The sequence below is a fragment of the Bifidobacterium sp. RTP21102st3_E2_RTP21102_210122 genome, from assembly GCF_040916945.1.
GTDB classification, from domain to species: Bacteria; Actinomycetota; Actinomycetes; order Actinomycetales; family Bifidobacteriaceae; genus Bifidobacterium; species Bifidobacterium longum.
The window spans coordinates 117,908-134,915 of sequence record NZ_JBCPAN010000001.1 but is presented as its reverse complement, the minus strand read 5'-3'; the positions used below and the strand labels follow the sequence as shown (position 1 = coordinate 134,915).

The window sequence follows — 17,008 nt, the reverse complement described above, 5'->3', positions numbered from 1 at the left end:
TCTACTCTTCCGGCTTCATGCCGACCGAGCGCTTGAGGCTTTCGGGAATCTCCACCGGCGGCTTGTCCGAGTCGGGGCGGCGGTCGTTGGACAGCCACACCGGACGAACCGGAGCCTTCTTGATCGGCGCGAAGATCGCCGCAAGTTCCTTCTCGTTCAGGGTCTCCTTGACCAGCAGCTGGCGGACCAGCTCGTCAAGAATCTCGCGGTTGTCGTTGATGATGGTCCATGCCTCGGTGTGCGCGGTCTCCACCAGCTTCAACACTTCGTCATCGATTACCTCAGCGGTGCGATCGGAGTACTTGCGCGGCTGCAGACCATCCATCACAGTGGTCTGATCGTCGTCGGAACCCCACTTGATGGCGCCGAGCTTATCGGAGAAGCCGTATTCGATCACCATCGTACGGGCGATGCTCGTAGCCTTCTCGATATCGTTCGAAGCACCGGTAGTCGGGTCGTGGAAGACGATTTCCTCGGCGGTGCGGCCACCCATCGCGTAGGCCATCTGGTCGAGCAGCTGGTTGCGCGACTGCGAGTAGCGGTCGGAGGTCGGCATGACGGCGGTGTAGCCGAGGGCGCGGCCTCGCGGCAGAATCGTCACCTTGGTCACCGGATCGGTGTTGTTCAAGGCGGCGGCCACCAGCGCATGGCCACCCTCGTGGTATGCGGTGTTGCGCAGCTCTTCCAGAGCCATGCCCTTGGACTTGCGCTTCGGGCCGGCCTGAACGCGGTCGATGGCCTCGTCGATGGCGCGGTTGTCGATCAACTGGGCACCGGCACGGGCGCACAGCAACGCAGCTTCGTTGAGCACGTTGGCCAAATCGGCACCGGTGAAGCCCGGCGTGCGCACGGCAACCATATGCAGGTCGACGTCCGGTACGAACGGCTTGCCCTTGGCGTGCACCCTCAGAATTGCCTCACGGCCTTCCAGATCAGGCGCGGCCACACCTACCTGACGGTCGAATCGACCCGGACGCAGCAGAGCGGGGTCAAGCACGTCAGGGCGGTTGGTGGCGGCTATGATGATGAGGTTGGTGTCGTTGTCGAAACCGTCCATCTCGACGAGCAGCTGGTTCAGCGTCTGCTCGCGCTCGTCGTGGCCACCGCCCATACCGGAGCCACGCTTGCGACCCACGGCATCGATCTCATCGATGAAGATGATGGCGGGAGCGTTCTTCTTGGCCTCATCGAACAGGTCACGCACACGGGAGGCACCGAGACCGACGAACATCTCGACGAAGTCGGAGCCGGCCATCGAGTAGAACGGCACGCCGGCCTCACCTGCGATGGCTCGGGCCAGCAACGTCTTACCGGTGCCGGGAGGGCCGTACAGCAGCACGCCGCGCGGGATGCGCGCACCCAGCGCCTTGTACTTGGACGGATCCTTGAGGAAGTCCTTGATTTCCTCGACTTCGGCCACGGCCTCGTCTTCACCGGCCACATCGGCGAACTTGGTGGTGGGGGTCTGGCCCTCGAACAGCTTGCCGCTGTTCTTCTTGCCGCCCATGCCGAGCATGCCGCCGGCACCGCCCATGCGGCTCATCAGCCACCAGAACAAGGCAAGGATGATGACGAACGGCAGAATCGAGGTGATGAGGTAGCTCATCACACTGGTCTGCTCGATATTCGAGGTCCAGCCCTTTTCGAGATCGCCGTTCTCCACGGCCTTGGCCACCTGCGCGCCCTGGGCGAAGGTGTAGTAGAACTGCACGTTCTTGCCGTAGTTGGTCACCTTGCCGGTGTCGGCGTTCTTCTTGGTGTAGTCATTCTTCAGCTCAAGGCGGACGACCTGCTTGTTGTCCGTGATCTCGGCGTATGTGGCCTTGCCCTGATTGATCAGCGCGAAACCATCTTTAGTATCGATGGTTTTGGTGCCACCGCCGGCGAACATCTGGAACATCAGCACAACCATGACCACGAGCACGGCACCCCACAGCCAAGGGGACTGCCATATCGGTCGGTTCTCGTTGTTGTTGCCTTTGCCATTGGTCCCGTTATTGCCACGGTTGAACGGGTTGGTGAACGGGTTGCCGTTGTTACGGTTGTTGTTCGGGTTCGGATTATTGCCGTTACCCGGCCCTTGCGGGAAGCTCATGCTTGCACTCCTTGGTAGACGGACGGCTTGAGGACCGCGATCGAATCGAGGTTGCGGTAGCGTTCGTCAAAGTCGAGGCCGAAGCCGACGACGAACTCGTCCGGAATCTCATAGCCGGCGTACTTCACATCAACGTCCACTTCTCGGCGGGAAGGCTTGCTCAGCAAAGCGAAGACCTCCACGGAAGCGGCACCACGACGTTTCAGTTCTGCGACCAGCCACGCGAGCGTGCGTCCTGAATCAACAATATCCTCCACAATCAAAATGTGCCGTCCGCGAACATCGGCGGACAAATCCTGCCTGACTGTGACCTCACCGCTCGACACTGTGCCCGAGCCATAGCTCGACAGGCTCATGAAGTCGATCTGTACAGGAATGCTCATGGCCTGGGTGAACGCGACCAGCGTATTCACGGCCCCTTTCAGCACCGCAACGAGCAGCGGATTCTTATCGCGGTAATCCTCGCTCGCGAGAGCGGCCATCTCGTGGATCTTGGCATCGATCTGTTCTTTGCTGACCAGCTCGTGGTCAATATCTTCCTCAACGTCAGCGATTCGCATGCGCTCCATCTTGGCACACGCGAATGACGTGTTTCTTGCGATTGGCTGAATAACCTCTGGGAAGTGAGACGCCGCCTTGGCCATGCCAATCGACGACCAGCCGGTCGATGGCGGCAATCTGGGCGGCACTGGCGTTCACACCGGCCTGGCTCAGCGCGTGAGCGATGACCCGCAACCGAATCGCCTCTGGCTCACGTGCAATACGTTTGACGCCGATCATCAGGCCGATGCCATGGCCCGAATCGTTGGTATCGTCTGCAGCACAGGCTCGTGGCGTATCGGTCGATACCGCTGCCGACGATGCCGGCCGGTCAACTGCCGTAACCGCCTCCCCCATCACCTCGTCGGATCGCTGATCCAGATACTCCTTGTCCATTCTGGCCAGCTGTGCGCTTTCGGCGAAATGGCGGGTGACATTGAATCCAGCGAATCGTTCGATGGCCGGCAGCAGGTCGTGGCGCACCCGCGAGCGCAACGGATAGTCGTCCGGCAACTCGCCGTCTACCGCATCGCCATTGGTGGGGTCATCCCAATATTCCACACCCAAGTCTTCACAGAGGCCGGTGGTTTCGTCTCGAGTAAGGGTCAGCAGCGGCCGCGCAAAAGTCACGCCACTGCGTGTGAAGACCTGCGGCATGCCGGCCAACGCATCCACGCCACGGCTGCGCAGCAGTCCGATCAATACGGTTTCCGCCTGATCGTCCATAGTGTGGGCCAACAGCACGGCAATGGCACCTGATTCACGCGCCGCGGCGCACAGCTCGTTGTACCGGGCCTGCCGTGCGGCCGCTTCGAGGCCCTCACCGCGTGCCTGCACGGTTGCGTTGCGCACGATGACCGGGCCCAGTCCCAACGCACGGCAACGATCCGCGGCCTCGCCGGCGACCTGTTCGGAACCCTCCTGCAAGCCGTGATCCACAATCACGACACCGCAACGCACGCCCATGGACGTGCATACGATATGGCTCACCGCGGCCAGCGCCATCGAATCGCGCCCGCCTGAACAGGCCACGAGCACGAGTGGTGCATCGGCGGCAACGGCATGGTCCCCATGCTGCGCGAATTCGGGAGCCTGCACATCGCATAGTTCCACGGCGCTCAGCGTTGCGCGGACCGCGCCTACGGCCTTGCGCAATCGTGCGGAATATGCCATGTACTCACCACCCTTTTCTGGTTATAGGCACTCGTGCGTTTATGGACGTTTACGGCCTTTGTAGCCCTTGATGGCCCTTGATGCCTCTTTTACAGCCCCGCGAGCTTGGTGATGAACGAGTCGATGGCGCTACGCGCGGCGGCATAATCCTCAGGATTGTTGACCACCACGGCAAACGACAACGCTCCCCCATTGGTACGGGACACATTGCCGGCCATCGACGTGACCGTGCCGAGGCTGCCGGTTTTGACGCGCAGCAGACCGGCCACGGCATCATCCGTATACCGATCCTGCGCCGTGCCCACCAATCCCGCGATGGATAGACCTTCCGCACCAGCAGCACCGCTCTCGGTGGTCAGATTACGTTGTTGGACGGCCGCCAGCGTGCGTACGGTGAGCCGGGAGCCGGGAGACAGGCCGGAGCAATCGGCCATGGTCAGACCGGATGTGTCGAGACCGAGATCGTTCAGAGTGGATTTGACCGCTTCCGTGCCGCCTTCAGGACTGTTTGTCGCTGATTTCGCCAAGGCGGTGAGTCTACCGAACTCCTCGGCCAGCGTATTGTCCGAATGCCGCAACGTGTATGCCATGATTTCGGACAGTGTTGCCGAACTCACCGAGGCCAAAGGCGTTTCGCCGGATGGAGCGGTGTTTGCCGTCACGTCTCCGGTAACGGCCACACCGTTCGATTGGAGCAGTTCGGCGAATTTCGTGGCCACGTCGCTGGCGGTGTGCTGGGACAGTTCCGGGTATCCGGCCGAATCATCAGGGTCGGCCGGCGCAGGCGTATCGGCGGTGTATTGGCGGCCTCCATCAATCGCCATTGATGAGACCGGCGTGAAGTAGACGGTGTAGTCGCTTAAGACCGCGCCGCCTTCCGACAGACCTGCGGGAATGCGTGAGTCGTCGAATAGGGTGTCGTCGTACTCGAGATTGACGGAAGTGATGCCTCGCTGGGCGAGCGCGGCCACGGTGGCCTTGGCCAAGGTGTTCAGACCGGCACGTCCGTTGGTATGGTGTGCGTCGGAATCGCCTGCAGACAGCAGCATGTCGCCATTGCCTTTGAGGGTCAACGTATTGGTGCCGTCATCGGATTGGGTCAGGAACACTTGGGTATCCAAGGTGGATGCCATGTTCAGGGTGGATGAGGCGGCGAGCGCGGTCAGCGTTTTCAGTGTGGATGCAGGCTCGCGTGGAGTGTTCGACTCATGTTCGGCAGCGACGGTGCCTTGGGCGTCTTCAATGATCACCGACGCATCGTTTCCCACGCCTTGCGCGGACAGCAATTCGTTGACCAGTGCAGAAGCGGCCGTGGAATCAATGGCCTTGTTCGCGTTCAGGGCACCGGCGATGGTGCCGCCTGATTTGGCGGTGGCCGGATTGGCGAAAACAGGTGCGGTGACAGGTTTTAACGTCAACAATCCGGGGGCCACGTCGGTGATGTCGGCGGCGCAGTACCCCGCGAACAGGGCGATGGTGGTCAGTGCGGAAATGATGACGGTCAGTGTTCGGCGATGCGATCGTTGGGTCCGCCGTTGCGCTTCACGTCGCTGACGGCGTGATACCGCTGTAGATACCATCGTGCTCCTTATGCCAAGGCAATCATTTCTGCAATGAGGCGAACGAGTCGAGTGTTGCCACAATCGAGAGCATTCGCGCATCCATCAGCTTACCGCCCAGCCATGTCCCGAGTGCCAGAATGCCGATGCCATTGGCCAGCGCGACCGGAATAATCGCCAGCCACATGCCGCCTTCGGCTCCTGTCAGCAGCATGACCAGCGCCACGATGCCAGTGGGCAGCATGAGCAGCAGGCTGCCAAGCATGTAGACGAACGGGAAGAAGCCTTGGGCCATGGCGCGGCCTTGAGGCGCGGAGAACGGCTTGTCCATTGAGGCGACCGGGTACATCAGTACACAGGAGGTGACTTCGGCCACGCCCAGTCCGCTCAAGGCGATGCCCATGCCCGTGGCGAGGAAGATCAGGCCGGTAGCGAGGTCATCGGGCTGCGCCCAGCGTCCGGTCAGTGCGCCGACCAGCACGATGCCGGCGAGATAGAGCAGCACCATGTAGACGACCATGATGCCGACGTAGACGCGTACGCGGCCGATTCTGTCGGTCCGGCCACGCACGCCGGCGATGACTTCCATGGTGAAGCCGCGGCCGTCATATGCGAGCCCGTTGCTTTCCACGACGGACATGAACCAGCCGCACCAGATCAGCGACTGCCAGACGACCGCGCTGATGCCGTGTGCCTGGAAGGCGAAGATGATCAGGAACAGGACCGGCATGGCGAAGGTCATGGCTTGACGGGGGTCTCGTTTGAGATAGGTGATCAGGCGTGCGGAAACCGCGCCGGATGCCGAATCGGGCATCCATGCGAATGCGCCGATGCCTTTGGCGGTCTCGGACGGACTGTTTGCGCCGATGGTGAGCCGTTCATGTCTCAGACACCAGGTGCAGACGGCGAAGCAGACAATCCATGTGACGGCAAGGATGGCGATGCGGGCGAGCAGCACCGCCCAGGCTCCGGTAAGCGCGTCGAACGGTAGTTGGAAGGCCGCGCCGAACGGCGTCCATGCGACGATGGTGGTCGCCGCGCCCCAGGTTTCGGTGTTGAGGCTGAAGGCCACGCCGGAGTTGACCAGAATGTTCGGCAACTGACAGATGATAACGAACGTCAGCACGATGAAGATATAGAACGCGCCTTTGCCGCGTTTGCTGGTCACCAGCGTGGTGGATAGGGCGATGAGCAGTTTGGAGATGCCCATCATGGTGATGACGGCCAGCACTGCGGCGAGGAGGGAACTGATGATTACGGCTGGTCCCATATGCCGATAGGCCAGTGTCCAGAGCATCAGTGAGGCCACGCCGGTAAGGGCGGGGATGCCGGACAGGCCGGAAAGCAGCAAGCCGAATTGCAGGTTGCGGTCGGCGATGCCGTAGAGCGCGAATTTGCGTGGGTTCATGGTGGAGCCTTCGCCAAGCATCATGAGCTGGATGAAGCCGATGAAGATGGTCATGGTCGCGCCGACCAGCACGACGACTATGTTGACGATGCCTCCGGAACCAAGGATGTTCAGCGGAAAGCCATCCGCGTTCACGGTGAAGGGCGGCAGTATGCCGATGAACCATGCGAGCACGCCGGTGCCGATGATGGTGCCGGCCGCGAGTACGGCGGAAAAGACATAGGCGACGGTCTGCCACGCCGATTTTCGCAGGGTGGCGAGCGTGAGCGTCCAGCGCAGGCGGACCAGGGTGATGGCGCTGCTGATCATCGGCGGGCCTCATCGGTGGGTGTGGCGGGCGTGGCGGTTGTAAGCGGAATGGGCTGGACCGGCTGGACCGAAGTTGGTGCTTGGGCTTGGGCTTGCCCGCCGTCGAGCCATGCGAGATGGGCGGCTTCGTGACGGCCGCCGACCAGTTGCAGGAAGCGGTCTTCGAGTTCTTCGCCGGCGGCGACCTCGTCCACCGTGCCGGCCGCGCACACCAGACCGTTGTTGATTACGGCCACATGCGTGCACATCTTTTCGACCAATGCCATCACGTGCGAAGAGATAATCACCGTGCCGCCGGTCTTCGCGTATTCGATGAGGATGTCTTTGAGGTTGGCGCTGGACACCGGGTCCACGGATTCAAACGGCTCGTCCAGGACCAGAATGCGCGGGCTATGAATCATCGCGGAGGCCAGGCAGATCTTCTTGGTCATGCCGGCCGAATAATCGGTGACCATCGTGTTGGCGGCCCCGGCCAAGTCGAAAGCATTGAGCAGGTCCTGGGCGCGACGCGTGGTCTCATCGCGGCTCATGCCGCGCAGCATGCCGGAGTAGACGAGCAATTGCAAACCGGTCAGTCGGTCGAAGATCTGGTCGGGCTGGGGCATGACGCCGATCATGCGCTTGGCCGTGTTCACGTCGCTCCACACGTCATGGCCCAAAATCATGGCGGTGCCGGCGTCCGGTACCAATAGACCGGTCACCATATTGAGCGTGGTGGTTTTGCCGGCGCCGTTGGGGCCTACAAGTCCATAGAACGAGCCGACCGGAATATCGAGCACGAGTCCGTTGACGGCGATCTTCCGGTCGAAGTGCTTGAACAGGCCACGAATGGACACCGCCGCATTCGGATTCGGCGGCCATGCTTGTGGCTGCGGTTGCGACGGCTGTGCAGGCGCGGGGGCGGCGGCTGGCATCATCGGCGGCTGAAATCCGACATTCCTTTGAGTATTGTCTAAGCTCATACATCCACTCTACCCCACCAGTCAACCCTCAGCGAAGCAAACCCCCGGGTTGCTGTTGGATTGCCCCGCTGAGCGGCTCCGGACTAGCGGACTCGGTCAACCCTTATGCGCGATGGGCTTCCACTGGGCTTTGGCGAAGATGGCCTGGAAGGAGATCGGCACGTAGCTGAGTATGTAAATCGGGAAGCTGAGCACATAGGCGAGCAGCTCCTTGTTCGTGGCACCGATCTGGTCGCGCTCGACAATGATGGTCAATGCAGCCAATGCCATCAGGCCCAACACCGATATGATGATGCCGCTGGACCAATCGGCCAGCGATTGCAGCTGGCTCGGCCAACTCACGAAGCCACACGCGGCGAACAGCAAGCCCATCACCGCGCGAATCGCGCCCAACACGGTAAACGGACACAGCATCAATGTGAAGTCGATGCAGGAGAAATCACGTTCGCGAACCGCGCGTTTCAGCAATGCCGAGCCATAATAACGGAATACCTGCAGGAATCCCTTGCTCCAACGCAAACGCTGACGCCAACTTTGCGAGAAGGTAACCGGCTGCTCGTCGTAGAGGATCGCAGTACCGCAATAGCCGATGCGGTCGCCATGCAGAATCGAATCCATAGTGAATTCAAGATCTTCAGTGAGCAGATGGAACTTCCATCCCTTGTTCCGCTTCATCACCTCGCGGGAGAACATGAATCCCGTACCGCCCACATGGCAAGAGGAACCGAGAATCATACGCGAGTTAGACAGGAATCGCGATTCACGGATGAACCACAGCGCAGAACCAGAAGACACCCAGTTATCCGCCAGATTCACCGAATTACGGTAGCTGGTCAGAATCTTGAATCCGGAGCAGAACGCCTTGTTCATTTCCTCGAAGTAGTGCTTGTCCAGCTTGTTATCGGCATCGAACACGAAGTAGGCCTCATAATCATCGGCCACACCGATGTCGAGCATATGCCCCAACAGATACGTCAGCGCATATCCCTTGCCAACCAGCTCAAGATTGTGGCGTTCCACCACATGGCAGCCCAAAGACCGCACCACGTCGGCGGTGTTGTCGGTGCAGTTGTCGGCCACCAGCCAGATGTCGATGAGGTTGGACGGGTAGGTCTGATCGCGAATCGACCCAATAAGGTTGCCGATCACTTTTTCTTCGTTGCGCGCGGAGATCAGCACGGCATACCGGTTGGTCATCGGGGCGTCGGGGAAGCGCACGGGCTTGGCGAACAGGGACATCACGATGCACAGTCCCTGATATATCATGCCGGCACCGCCGACGATCATCAGAAGAATATCGAGTACGGAAAGCAGGGTCATCAGCGCCACCCCGCCCTAGGATTGCTGGAGGCAGATTGATCAGACTGCTTGGTTTGCTTGCGTTGCTTGGGCTGCTCAGACTGCTGCGTATCCGCGGCACCACGCTGCGGAATCGCCACGGTGGCGGAATCGTCCAAATCGGATTCTTTCGTCTCGTGTGGCGGAATCGCATAGATCTGTTCCTGCAGCAAACGCAGTTCCTCATTCATCGGCACACGGCTGGTGGACCCCTTGGCCGCACGCGGCATGTGCTCGCCGATCGGCTGCAGCACATGCTCGCCGAACGCTTCGGACGCCTCGACGATCTTGGACTTCTTCTCCGGAGTCGGATCGTTCATCAGTGGTGAGTCAATCAGCTCATAGCGCTTGGTGTACGCACGGAAGATGGCCTGCAGCGATGCGGTGACCGGCAGCGCCAGGAACGCGCCAAACGCGCCGAACAGCGAGCCGAACGCCAGCACCGCGAGGAAGGCGACGGCCGCGTTGATATCCATCGTGCGCTGCGAAATCCTCGGCGAGAGAATCAGGTTCTCGATCTGCTGGTAGACGATGATGAACACCAGCACCGCCACGGCGTACGTCCACCCGCGGTTGCCCCAAGCGAACAGCACCGGCAGCGCACCGCCGATATAGGTACCGACCGTGGGGATGAACTGGGATACCACGCCGCAGAACAGGGCCAACGGCAGCCAGTAGGGCACATGCAGGATCTCCAAGAAGATGGCGGTGCAAATGGCGTTGATCAACGCCAGAATCGAACGGGAGAACAGGAAGGACGAAATCTGGCCTTGGGCCACGGTCCACACCAGCAGGAATCGGCGCTGCGTGTTGGGGGCCAGCCACTGGCAGAAGGAACGGCGCAGCTTTGGGCCGGCGGCGGAGATGTAATACGTGGTCATTACCACGGTCATGAGGTTCAACAGGAAGGAGAACAGGCCACCCACCGTACTCATGGCGGTGCCGGCGAAATCGGTGACCCACGAGGTCTGGATATTGTTGAAGATTTCCATGCCAAGATTGCTGATCTCCGGCATCTTGAACGTGGTGTACTGGTCCGCGAACTCACGAATCTGCCCATACATTGCCGGCAAACCGCGGACCATGGCAATCATCTGCTGTACAAACATATTGCCGAACAGCGTGAGCAGCACACCCACGACCACGGCCACGCCCACCAGACTGACGGCGGAAGCCACGCCACGCTTCCAGCCATGAGCCACCAGCGCCACCACCAGCGGTTCGACGGCCAGCGCCAGGAACAGCGAGATGATGATGTCGAGCACCAGATAGGAGATGTCGCCCCACGAGCGCCAGCAGAACATGAATACGATGACGGCGAGGGCCACATACAGCAGCGCGCGGCCGAACCATTCCGGTGGCCTGCGGGAATCTCCCTTGGCGGGGAACAAAGTACCAAAGTCGATACGATTCTCGTCGTCCGGGCCTGCCCCGGCCTCTGCGGCACCGGTTCTCGACGTGTCGGTGCTGTTTACGTTTCGCACGCGTTCGCTCATGGCTCCCCATTGTAGCGAGGGGTTTGAAGCTCGGATACGCCGGCGGCGTACACCCGCTTTTCTATTGTTGATGTTATGCTCAACGTTTCGATCATCATCCCAGCGTGGAACGAAGCCGAACGCATCCGCGACTGCCTGCTGAACGCCACCCGTCAGACCATCATGCCGCATGAGGTGCTGGTGGTGGACAATCGTTCTACGGACAACACCTGTGCGGTTGTCGAACAGTTCATTGCCGAACATCCTGAGGCCCCGGTCAAACTGTTGCACCAGAACGATGAACAGGGGCTGATTCCCACCCGCAACTTTGGCCTGAACGCCGCGACCGGCGATGTGCTGGGCCGTTTTGACGCCGACTGTATGATCCGGCCTGACTGGGTGGAGGTGGTCTCCGGCATCTTCACCGAAGACCCGGCCGCGATGGGTGCCACTGGTCCGGTGATGTATTACGACATGCCCTCACGCCATTTCGGGTTGAAAGGCGACAATTCCTTGCGCAAGCGAATCTACCGCGCCGATGGCGGCCAGCCGCTGCTGTTCGGCTCGAATATGGCCTTGCGCGCTTCGGCCTGGCATCAGATTGCGAATGAGGTCTGCCGGGATAAGGCCGATGTGATGCATGAGGATATCGATATTTCCCTGCATTTGATGGGCAAGGATCTGAAAACCGTGTACTCGCCGCGCATGATCGCCGCGATGAGTGCGCGACGGATGGATACGTCGTTGAGTTCGTTCCTGAGCTACATGCGACGTTTTAAGAATACGTTTGATGCGCATCCGCAACATACGCGCACGCATAAGCCGGAGGTGTTGTTCACCGCCATGTATCCGGCGATGCATATGTTCTACCCGGTGTGGCAGAAAGTGCTGAATTCCGCGGATATCAATCCGGCTGAAGCCGCGTGGATCAACGAGCAGATGGAACTGGCGGAGGCGCAAGGCAAGCAGCTGTACGACGAGACCCCCACCGACGAAGTCTACGACGAAAAGCACGAAAAGTAGCTCGATATACGAGCCCTCTCTGCTTATGCAAGCTCCCTCTGATGAGGGAGCTAATGTTTACTGTCATTGACTGATCACATCAGCGACTTGTAAATCGCGAGGATGTCCTCTTCGGTTGCCTGACGCGGGTTGCCGGGGGTGCACACGTCGTTGAAGGCGTCGTGAGCCAGCGGCTCCAGATCAGCCTCGGTGGCGCCGACCTCGCTGATCGTGGTCGGGTTCTTCAGATCCACGGTCAGCTTGTGGACGGCCTGCACGGCCTCTTCGCGCACCTTCTCCAGGTCGCCGGTGTAGGCGTCCTCGACGCCGAACGCGTCGGCGATGTCGCGGTACTTCTCGCCCGTGTAGTCCTTGTTGTATTCCATGACCGGGGCCAGCAGAATACCGTTGGCCACACCGTGGGCCACGCCCAGACGGCCGCCCAGCGGGTGAGCCATGCCGTGCACCAGGCCGAGGCCCACGTTGGAGTAGGCCATACCGGTGATGTAGGAGGCGTACGCCATCTGCTCGCCAGCCGGAATGTCGCCGTCGGCGGACTTGGCTAGGTTCTTGGCAATCATGCGAATAGTCTGCATGGACAGGCAGTCGGACAGGCTCCAGGCACCCGGGGTAATGTAACCCTCGATGGCGTGGGTCAGGGCGTCAAGTCCGGTGGCAACCTTCAGGCCGCGCGGCATGGAGTCGGTCAGATCCGGGTCCACGAAGGCGACGATCGGGATATCGTGCGGGTCGACAGCCACGAACTTACGCTTGTTGGCGGTATCGGTGACCACGTAGTTGATGGTCGTCTCGGAAGCGGTACCGGCGGTGGTCGGCACGCCGAAGATCGGGACGGACGGGTTCTTGGTATCCGCGACGCCTTCCAGGGACAGCACGTCGGCGAACTCCGGGTTGGCGGTGATGATGCCGATGCCCTTGCAGGTGTCTTGCGGGGAGCCGCCGCCCAGGCCGATCAGGAAGTCCGCATCGGACTCGGCGAACTTGGCGACGCCGTCCTTGATGCACTCGACCGGCGGGTTCGGCTTGACGTTGGAGAACACCTCGTACGGCAGGCCGGCCTCATCCAGAACCTTGGTGACCTTCTCGGCGGTGCCGGTCTCCAGCAGTACCGGATCAGTGACGATAAATGCCTTGGTGAAGCCGTGCTGCTTGGCGACGGCCGGGATTTCCTTGATCGCGCCACGTCCGAAGTATGCAGTCTGGTTGAAAATCATGCGGTACACCATAGGGGACTCTCCTTTTGAGCTCGTGTCTTAACTGGTGGTCCACTCTGTCTTTGAGTGGTCCAACGGTTCCCCAGTCTACTCCGCGCATGAGCATTCACCTGAAAACACACTGAAAGAACAACACTGAAGATAATGGCAAGAAATGGCGGAATTCCGCACTTGTCGAATTATTGTCCATTGACCAAACCAGTTCCATCGCCCGAAATCTCAACGATAAGACCGTTTCCGGAGTCATCTGACGCTCTCCGGGAAACTCGTCTCTCATCCGCTTACTTCGCGCGTAGCGCAATCAATATGCGAGATGCCTAATTCCATTCGTGCTTCATCAGCCGAACGCGAACTGGTTCGCCAGATGGTGTATTCAACGGTTTCAGTCTCCTGAAGAGGACTAAGATATCTCGATAGTTGGGGTGATCATCATAAGAGAATGAGGTAGCTAATGGCAAATGGCAAGGCTATGACGGTCGGCGAGATGGCATCCCTGTTTCTCGACCCCGACACGCCCGTTCGTATCGACGCTTTCGACGGCTCGCATTTCGGCCCGGCAGACGCGGATTTGAAGGTCAAAATCGCCGCGCCGAACTGCATGTACCAGCTGCTCGCGCACCCGAATGAAATCGGCATCGTGCGCGCATACATTCTGGGCGATTTCGACGTGGACGGCATTGACTACGCCGACCCGTATCCGGCGATGCGCAAGCTGGTGTCGCTGGCCAAATACGTTCGCCCGCTCGCTCTCGCATCCATTGCCCGCGTATCCGCCGGCATTCTGAGTCACGGCTTCAAGAAGCCGCCGGTGCCCGCCACCGAGGGCCCGAGCAAGTTCGCCCGCATCAAGCGTGGCCTGATGCCGCACACCGAAAAGGCCGATTCGGAAACCGTCAGCTTCCACTACGACATGTCCAACGAGTTCTACGCCGACTTCCTCGGCCCCTCCATGACGTACACCTGCGCGGTATTCGACAACGAGCACATGAGCCTTGAAGACGCACAGGCCAACAAACTGCGCCTGATTCTCGACAAACTGGACTTGCAGCCCGGCCAGCGCTTACTGGACATCGGCTGTGGCTGGGGTTCGATGGTCATCACCGCCGCCCGTCGCGGCATCAAGGCGCTCGGCGTCACCCTCTCCAAGGAACAGGCCGCGTACGCCAACGAATGGATCGCCCGTGAGGGGCTGCAGGATCTGGCCGAAGTGCGCGTACAGGACTACCGCGAGGTGCCCGAGCATGACTTCGACGGTATCTGCTCGATCGGCATGATGGAGCACGTAGGCGTCAAGAACTACCAGAGCTACTTCGAAGAGATGTTCCGTCTCCTGAAGCCGATGGGCCGACTGCTGAACCACCAGATCACCATCAGCCATGACAAGCCTCACGGCAAGCCCGGCACCGACGAATTCCTCGACCGTTACATCTTCCCGGACGGCGACCTCGGCGCGCCCGGCTTCATCGAATCGTGCATCCATGACGCCGGCTTCAACGTGGTGCATCAGGAGAACCTGCGCCAGCACTATGCGCTCACCCTGCATCACTGGAACCAGAACCTCTCCGAGCATTGGGACGACGCGGTCAAGCAGGTCGGCTTTGAACGCGCCAAGGTATGGGGTATGTACATGGCCGCCTGCGCTCTGAACTTCGAGCTCGACGGCATCCAGATTCACCAGTTCCTGGCTGTCAAGCCGGATCGCGTGGGCCACCCGGACGGCAAGTGGTACCCTCTGCGCCAATGGTGGCAGGCCTGACTCCGTTTCTGTGGGACGGCACGCGGTTTTTACCATTGTTCATCTGCCGTCCCACAGAAGTGTGGGATAGCAGATACATCAATCGTTTGACGTATCTGCTATCCCGCATGACATAAGCCGAGAACCGCAGAATAGAGCCGTTCTTTGCCCTCAGCTCTGAGGGCGTTCTTCGAACGCTGTGGGACGGCACGTCGAAAATCGGCAAAATCACGTGCCGTCCCACACGATTCCCTTCGCACGCGCATTTCGCAGGTGCTTTTTCTGCAATACTGACTCTATGAGCGCCACAGCCCCAGAAACGGCTGGGGCGGACGATCGCACCGACCATGACACGCGCGGATAAGACCCACGTTTCTTTGTTTAACCCTAACCCGATGTTCGCATTGGTGCTGTTGGCGTGCGTAGTTGCGGCGAGGAAGACAGTTGTTGGCGAACGCGAGCCTTTGCATTGACCGGCCAGCCCGCCATTTTGGCCTATAACCCCCGCCGGAGTAGGTACGCGACGGATATGCAAAAGCCCCGCACAAGGCGGGGCTTCATTATGGTGGCTCCGAACGGCGTCGATCCGTTGACCTAGCGATTTTCAGTCGCTCGCTCTACCAACTGAGCTACAGAGCCATGAACAGTCAAAAACCCGGATAATCCGGGCTTCATAACCATTCCAGCGACCCCGGCCGGACTTGAACCGGTGACCTCCGCCGTGACAGGGCGGCGCTCTAACCAACTGAGCTACGGGGCCATTGTTCTCACTTGCGTGAGGCAACAGATGTATATATTACTGAAATTCGCCAGTCATGCAAACTTCGGCGTGTTCCGCATAATTTCAAGGTTTTTGCTATCACCAGCACGCGAACACGTCTGTCACAAACATCCACAAAACGACGAAGGGCGCGACCGGAACCCCGGCCACGCCCTTATGGACGGAAACGCTTCGCGGCATCCACCGCAAAGTGACCGTCAATCTCAGTCAGCCTGCTTCCAGGTGTCGACGTCGATGTGGTGTTCGGGGTTGGCCTGCCAGGCATCCCACGCGGACTTGACGATGTCTTCCACGTCGTACTTGGCATGCCAGCCCATCTCCTCGTTGATGCGCTTCGGGGAGCCGATCAGGTGCGGCGGGTCGCCGGCGCGGCGGGCCATGACAGCCTCGGTGAACGGCAGACCGGTGACCTTCTTGACTTCGTCGACGATCTGGCGCACGGAGGTGCCTTCGCCGGTGCCGACGTTGAAGGCGTCGTACTTGCGCTCGTCACGGTCGAGGTACTTGAGGGCGGCGATGTGGGCGTCGGCCAAGTCGGAGACGTGGATGTAGTCGCGCACGCAGGTGCCGTCCGGAGTCGGGTAGTCGTCGCCGAAGATGGCGGGAGCCTTGCCCTGCTTGAGGCGATTGAACAGCATCGGGATGAGGTTCAGGATGGCCGGATCCTCAAGCTCCACCGGACCGCAGCCGGCCACGTTGAAGTAGCGCAGCGCGCAGAAGCGGATGCCGAACGGCTGCTCGCAGGCGCGTGCCATCCACTCGCCGAACAGCTTGGTCTGGCCGTAGGGGTTGATCGGCAGCATCGGGACGACGTCCTCAGGCACCACATCGACCGGCGGCACACCATAGGTGGCGGCGGAAGAGGAGAAGACGAGCTTCTTGGCGTTCTTGGACTGGGTCATGCCGGTGAGCACGTTGAGCATGCCGTTGATGTTCTGCTGGTAGTACCACAGCGGCTTCTCCACGGATTCGCCGACCTGCTTGCGAGCGGCAAAGTGGATCACGGAGTCGACGCCTTCGGCATCGAGGATTTCGGCCAAACGCTCACCGGCGCCCGGGGCGGCGATATCCATGCCGTACAGGCGGGAACCTTCGATGCGAGTGGGCTTGCCGTAGCTCAGATCGTCGACGACAACGACCTTTTCGCCGGCCTGATGGAGTGCGTGAACGACATGAGCGCCGATGTAGCCGCAGCCGCCGGTGACGAGAACTGTCATAGTTGACCTTTCCTTGTGCGGGTTGCAAGTGTCGGCCGTGGGGAGTTCAGCGGCTGTTCACTTTTGGTCCGCTTTGTTACCTTTTGAAACAATTTGAGTATATCACACGAACATAATCGCACAAAACGGTGGTGTCGTCCGGCAATATCTGCATTCATTAGGTCGATTTGGCGTTCATT

The 17,008-nt window shown here is 60.2% G+C and carries 12 protein-coding genes and 2 tRNA genes; 2 read left to right on the top strand and 12 right to left on the bottom strand.

Translation table 11 applies throughout. The features are described 5' to 3' along the window. Position 1: 1 nt before the first annotated feature. The 8 genes from ftsH to AB5287_RS00610 all read right to left on the bottom strand — a co-directional run bounded on the left by ftsH (position 2) and on the right by AB5287_RS00610 (position 10,880). Entirely contained in the window at positions 2–2,095 is a 2,094-nt protein-coding gene (gene ftsH / locus AB5287_RS00645) for an ATP-dependent zinc metalloprotease FtsH (RefSeq protein ID WP_368220356.1), read from the bottom strand. Then, positions 2,092–2,655 (bottom strand): hypoxanthine phosphoribosyltransferase, encoded by a 564-nt coding sequence (gene hpt / locus AB5287_RS00640; RefSeq protein WP_007055325.1) that lies wholly within the window; start codon positions 2,653–2,655, stop codon positions 2,092–2,094. The genes ftsH and hpt overlap by 4 nt, the downstream gene beginning before the upstream one ends. Beyond that, on the bottom strand, positions 2,642–3,808 hold the full coding sequence (gene tilS, locus AB5287_RS00635) for a tRNA lysidine(34) synthetase TilS (protein WP_007057755.1): 1,167 nt from the start codon (positions 3,806–3,808) through the stop codon (positions 2,642–2,644). The genes hpt and tilS overlap by 14 nt, the downstream gene beginning before the upstream one ends. An 89-nt stretch (positions 3,809–3,897) precedes the next feature. Beyond that, complete coding sequence (dacB, locus tag AB5287_RS00630; RefSeq protein WP_080824046.1) at positions 3,898–5,388, bottom strand: D-alanyl-D-alanine carboxypeptidase/D-alanyl-D-alanine-endopeptidase; 1,491 nt, start codon at positions 5,386–5,388, stop codon at positions 3,898–3,900. A 22-nt stretch (positions 5,389–5,410) separates the two neighbouring features. Then, positions 5,411–7,084, bottom strand: coding sequence for a hypothetical protein (locus AB5287_RS00625; RefSeq protein ID WP_008782920.1), 1,674 nt, complete (start codon positions 7,082–7,084; stop codon positions 5,411–5,413). Beyond that, positions 7,081–8,001: an ABC transporter ATP-binding protein gene (locus AB5287_RS00620; protein ID WP_065444331.1), complete on the bottom strand. Its 921-nt coding sequence runs from the start codon at positions 7,999–8,001 to the stop codon at positions 7,081–7,083. The genes AB5287_RS00625 and AB5287_RS00620 overlap by 4 nt, the downstream gene beginning before the upstream one ends. A 141-nt stretch (positions 8,002–8,142) precedes the next feature. After that, complete coding sequence (locus AB5287_RS00615; RefSeq protein WP_007055311.1) at positions 8,143–9,366, bottom strand: glycosyltransferase family 2 protein; 1,224 nt, start codon at positions 9,364–9,366, stop codon at positions 8,143–8,145. Beyond that, complete coding sequence (locus tag AB5287_RS00610; protein WP_368220353.1) at positions 9,366–10,880, bottom strand: AI-2E family transporter; 1,515 nt, start codon at positions 10,878–10,880, stop codon at positions 9,366–9,368. The genes AB5287_RS00615 and AB5287_RS00610 overlap by 1 nt, the downstream gene beginning before the upstream one ends. Before the next feature lie 75 nt (positions 10,881–10,955). On the opposite strand from AB5287_RS00610, the gene AB5287_RS00605 reads away from it, so the two are divergent. Continuing rightward, positions 10,956–11,882, top strand: a complete 927-nt coding sequence (locus AB5287_RS00605) for a glycosyltransferase family 2 protein (RefSeq protein WP_007052369.1) — start codon at positions 10,956–10,958, stop codon at positions 11,880–11,882. 74 nt (positions 11,883–11,956) lie between these two features. Here the strand turns inward: AB5287_RS00605 and fucO are convergent, their stop codons facing one another. After that, positions 11,957–13,108 carry a lactaldehyde reductase gene (gene fucO / locus AB5287_RS00600; protein ID WP_368220351.1) on the bottom strand — a complete coding sequence of 384 codons (1,152 nt, stop codon included), beginning with the start codon at positions 13,106–13,108 and terminating at the stop codon, positions 11,957–11,959. A gap of 439 nt (positions 13,109–13,547) precedes the next feature. Between fucO and AB5287_RS00595 the strand changes: the two genes are divergently transcribed. Beyond that, entirely contained in the window at positions 13,548–14,852 is a 1,305-nt protein-coding gene (locus AB5287_RS00595) for a class I SAM-dependent methyltransferase (protein WP_368220350.1), read from the top strand. A gap of 542 nt (positions 14,853–15,394) precedes the next feature. Here the strand turns inward: AB5287_RS00595 and AB5287_RS00590 are convergent. From AB5287_RS00590 to galE, 3 genes are all read right to left on the bottom strand, one after another. After that, a tRNA-Phe gene (locus AB5287_RS00590) sits at positions 15,395–15,470 on the bottom strand. Between the two features lie 47 nt (positions 15,471–15,517). Beyond that, positions 15,518–15,591, bottom strand: a tRNA-Asp gene (locus AB5287_RS00585). A gap of 224 nt (positions 15,592–15,815) precedes the next feature. Further along, positions 15,816–16,829, bottom strand: coding sequence for a UDP-glucose 4-epimerase GalE (gene galE, locus AB5287_RS00580; RefSeq protein ID WP_007052365.1), 1,014 nt, complete (start codon positions 16,827–16,829; stop codon positions 15,816–15,818). Positions 16,830–17,008: the final 179 nt, after the last annotated feature.

Coding starts and splice junctions, on each gene's coding strand:
- tilS (WP_007057755.1), bottom strand. CDS start 3,808: ATGGCATATTCCGCACGATTGCGCAAGGCCGTAGGCGCGGTCCGCGCA.
- AB5287_RS00595 (WP_368220350.1), top strand. CDS start 13,548: ATGGCAAATGGCAAGGCTATGACGGTCGGCGAGATGGCATCCCTGTTT.
- AB5287_RS00610 (WP_368220353.1), bottom strand. CDS start 10,880: ATGAGCGAACGCGTGCGAAACGTAAACAGCACCGACACGTCGAGAACC.
- galE (WP_007052365.1), bottom strand. CDS start 16,829: ATGACAGTTCTCGTCACCGGCGGCTGCGGCTACATCGGCGCTCATGTC.
- AB5287_RS00605 (WP_007052369.1), top strand. CDS start 10,956: ATGCTCAACGTTTCGATCATCATCCCAGCGTGGAACGAAGCCGAACGC.
- ftsH (WP_368220356.1), bottom strand. CDS start 2,095: ATGAGCTTCCCGCAAGGGCCGGGTAACGGCAATAATCCGAACCCGAAC.
- hpt (WP_007055325.1), bottom strand. CDS start 2,655: ATGCGAATCGCTGACGTTGAGGAAGATATTGACCACGAGCTGGTCAGC.
- fucO (WP_368220351.1), bottom strand. CDS start 13,108: ATGGTGTACCGCATGATTTTCAACCAGACTGCATACTTCGGACGTGGC.
- AB5287_RS00625 (WP_008782920.1), bottom strand. CDS start 7,084: ATGATCAGCAGCGCCATCACCCTGGTCCGCCTGCGCTGGACGCTCACG.
- AB5287_RS00615 (WP_007055311.1), bottom strand. CDS start 9,366: ATGACCCTGCTTTCCGTACTCGATATTCTTCTGATGATCGTCGGCGGT.
- AB5287_RS00620 (WP_065444331.1), bottom strand. CDS start 8,001: ATGATGCCAGCCGCCGCCCCCGCGCCTGCACAGCCGTCGCAACCGCAG.
- dacB (WP_080824046.1), bottom strand. CDS start 5,388: ATGGTATCTACAGCGGTATCACGCCGTCAGCGACGTGAAGCGCAACGG.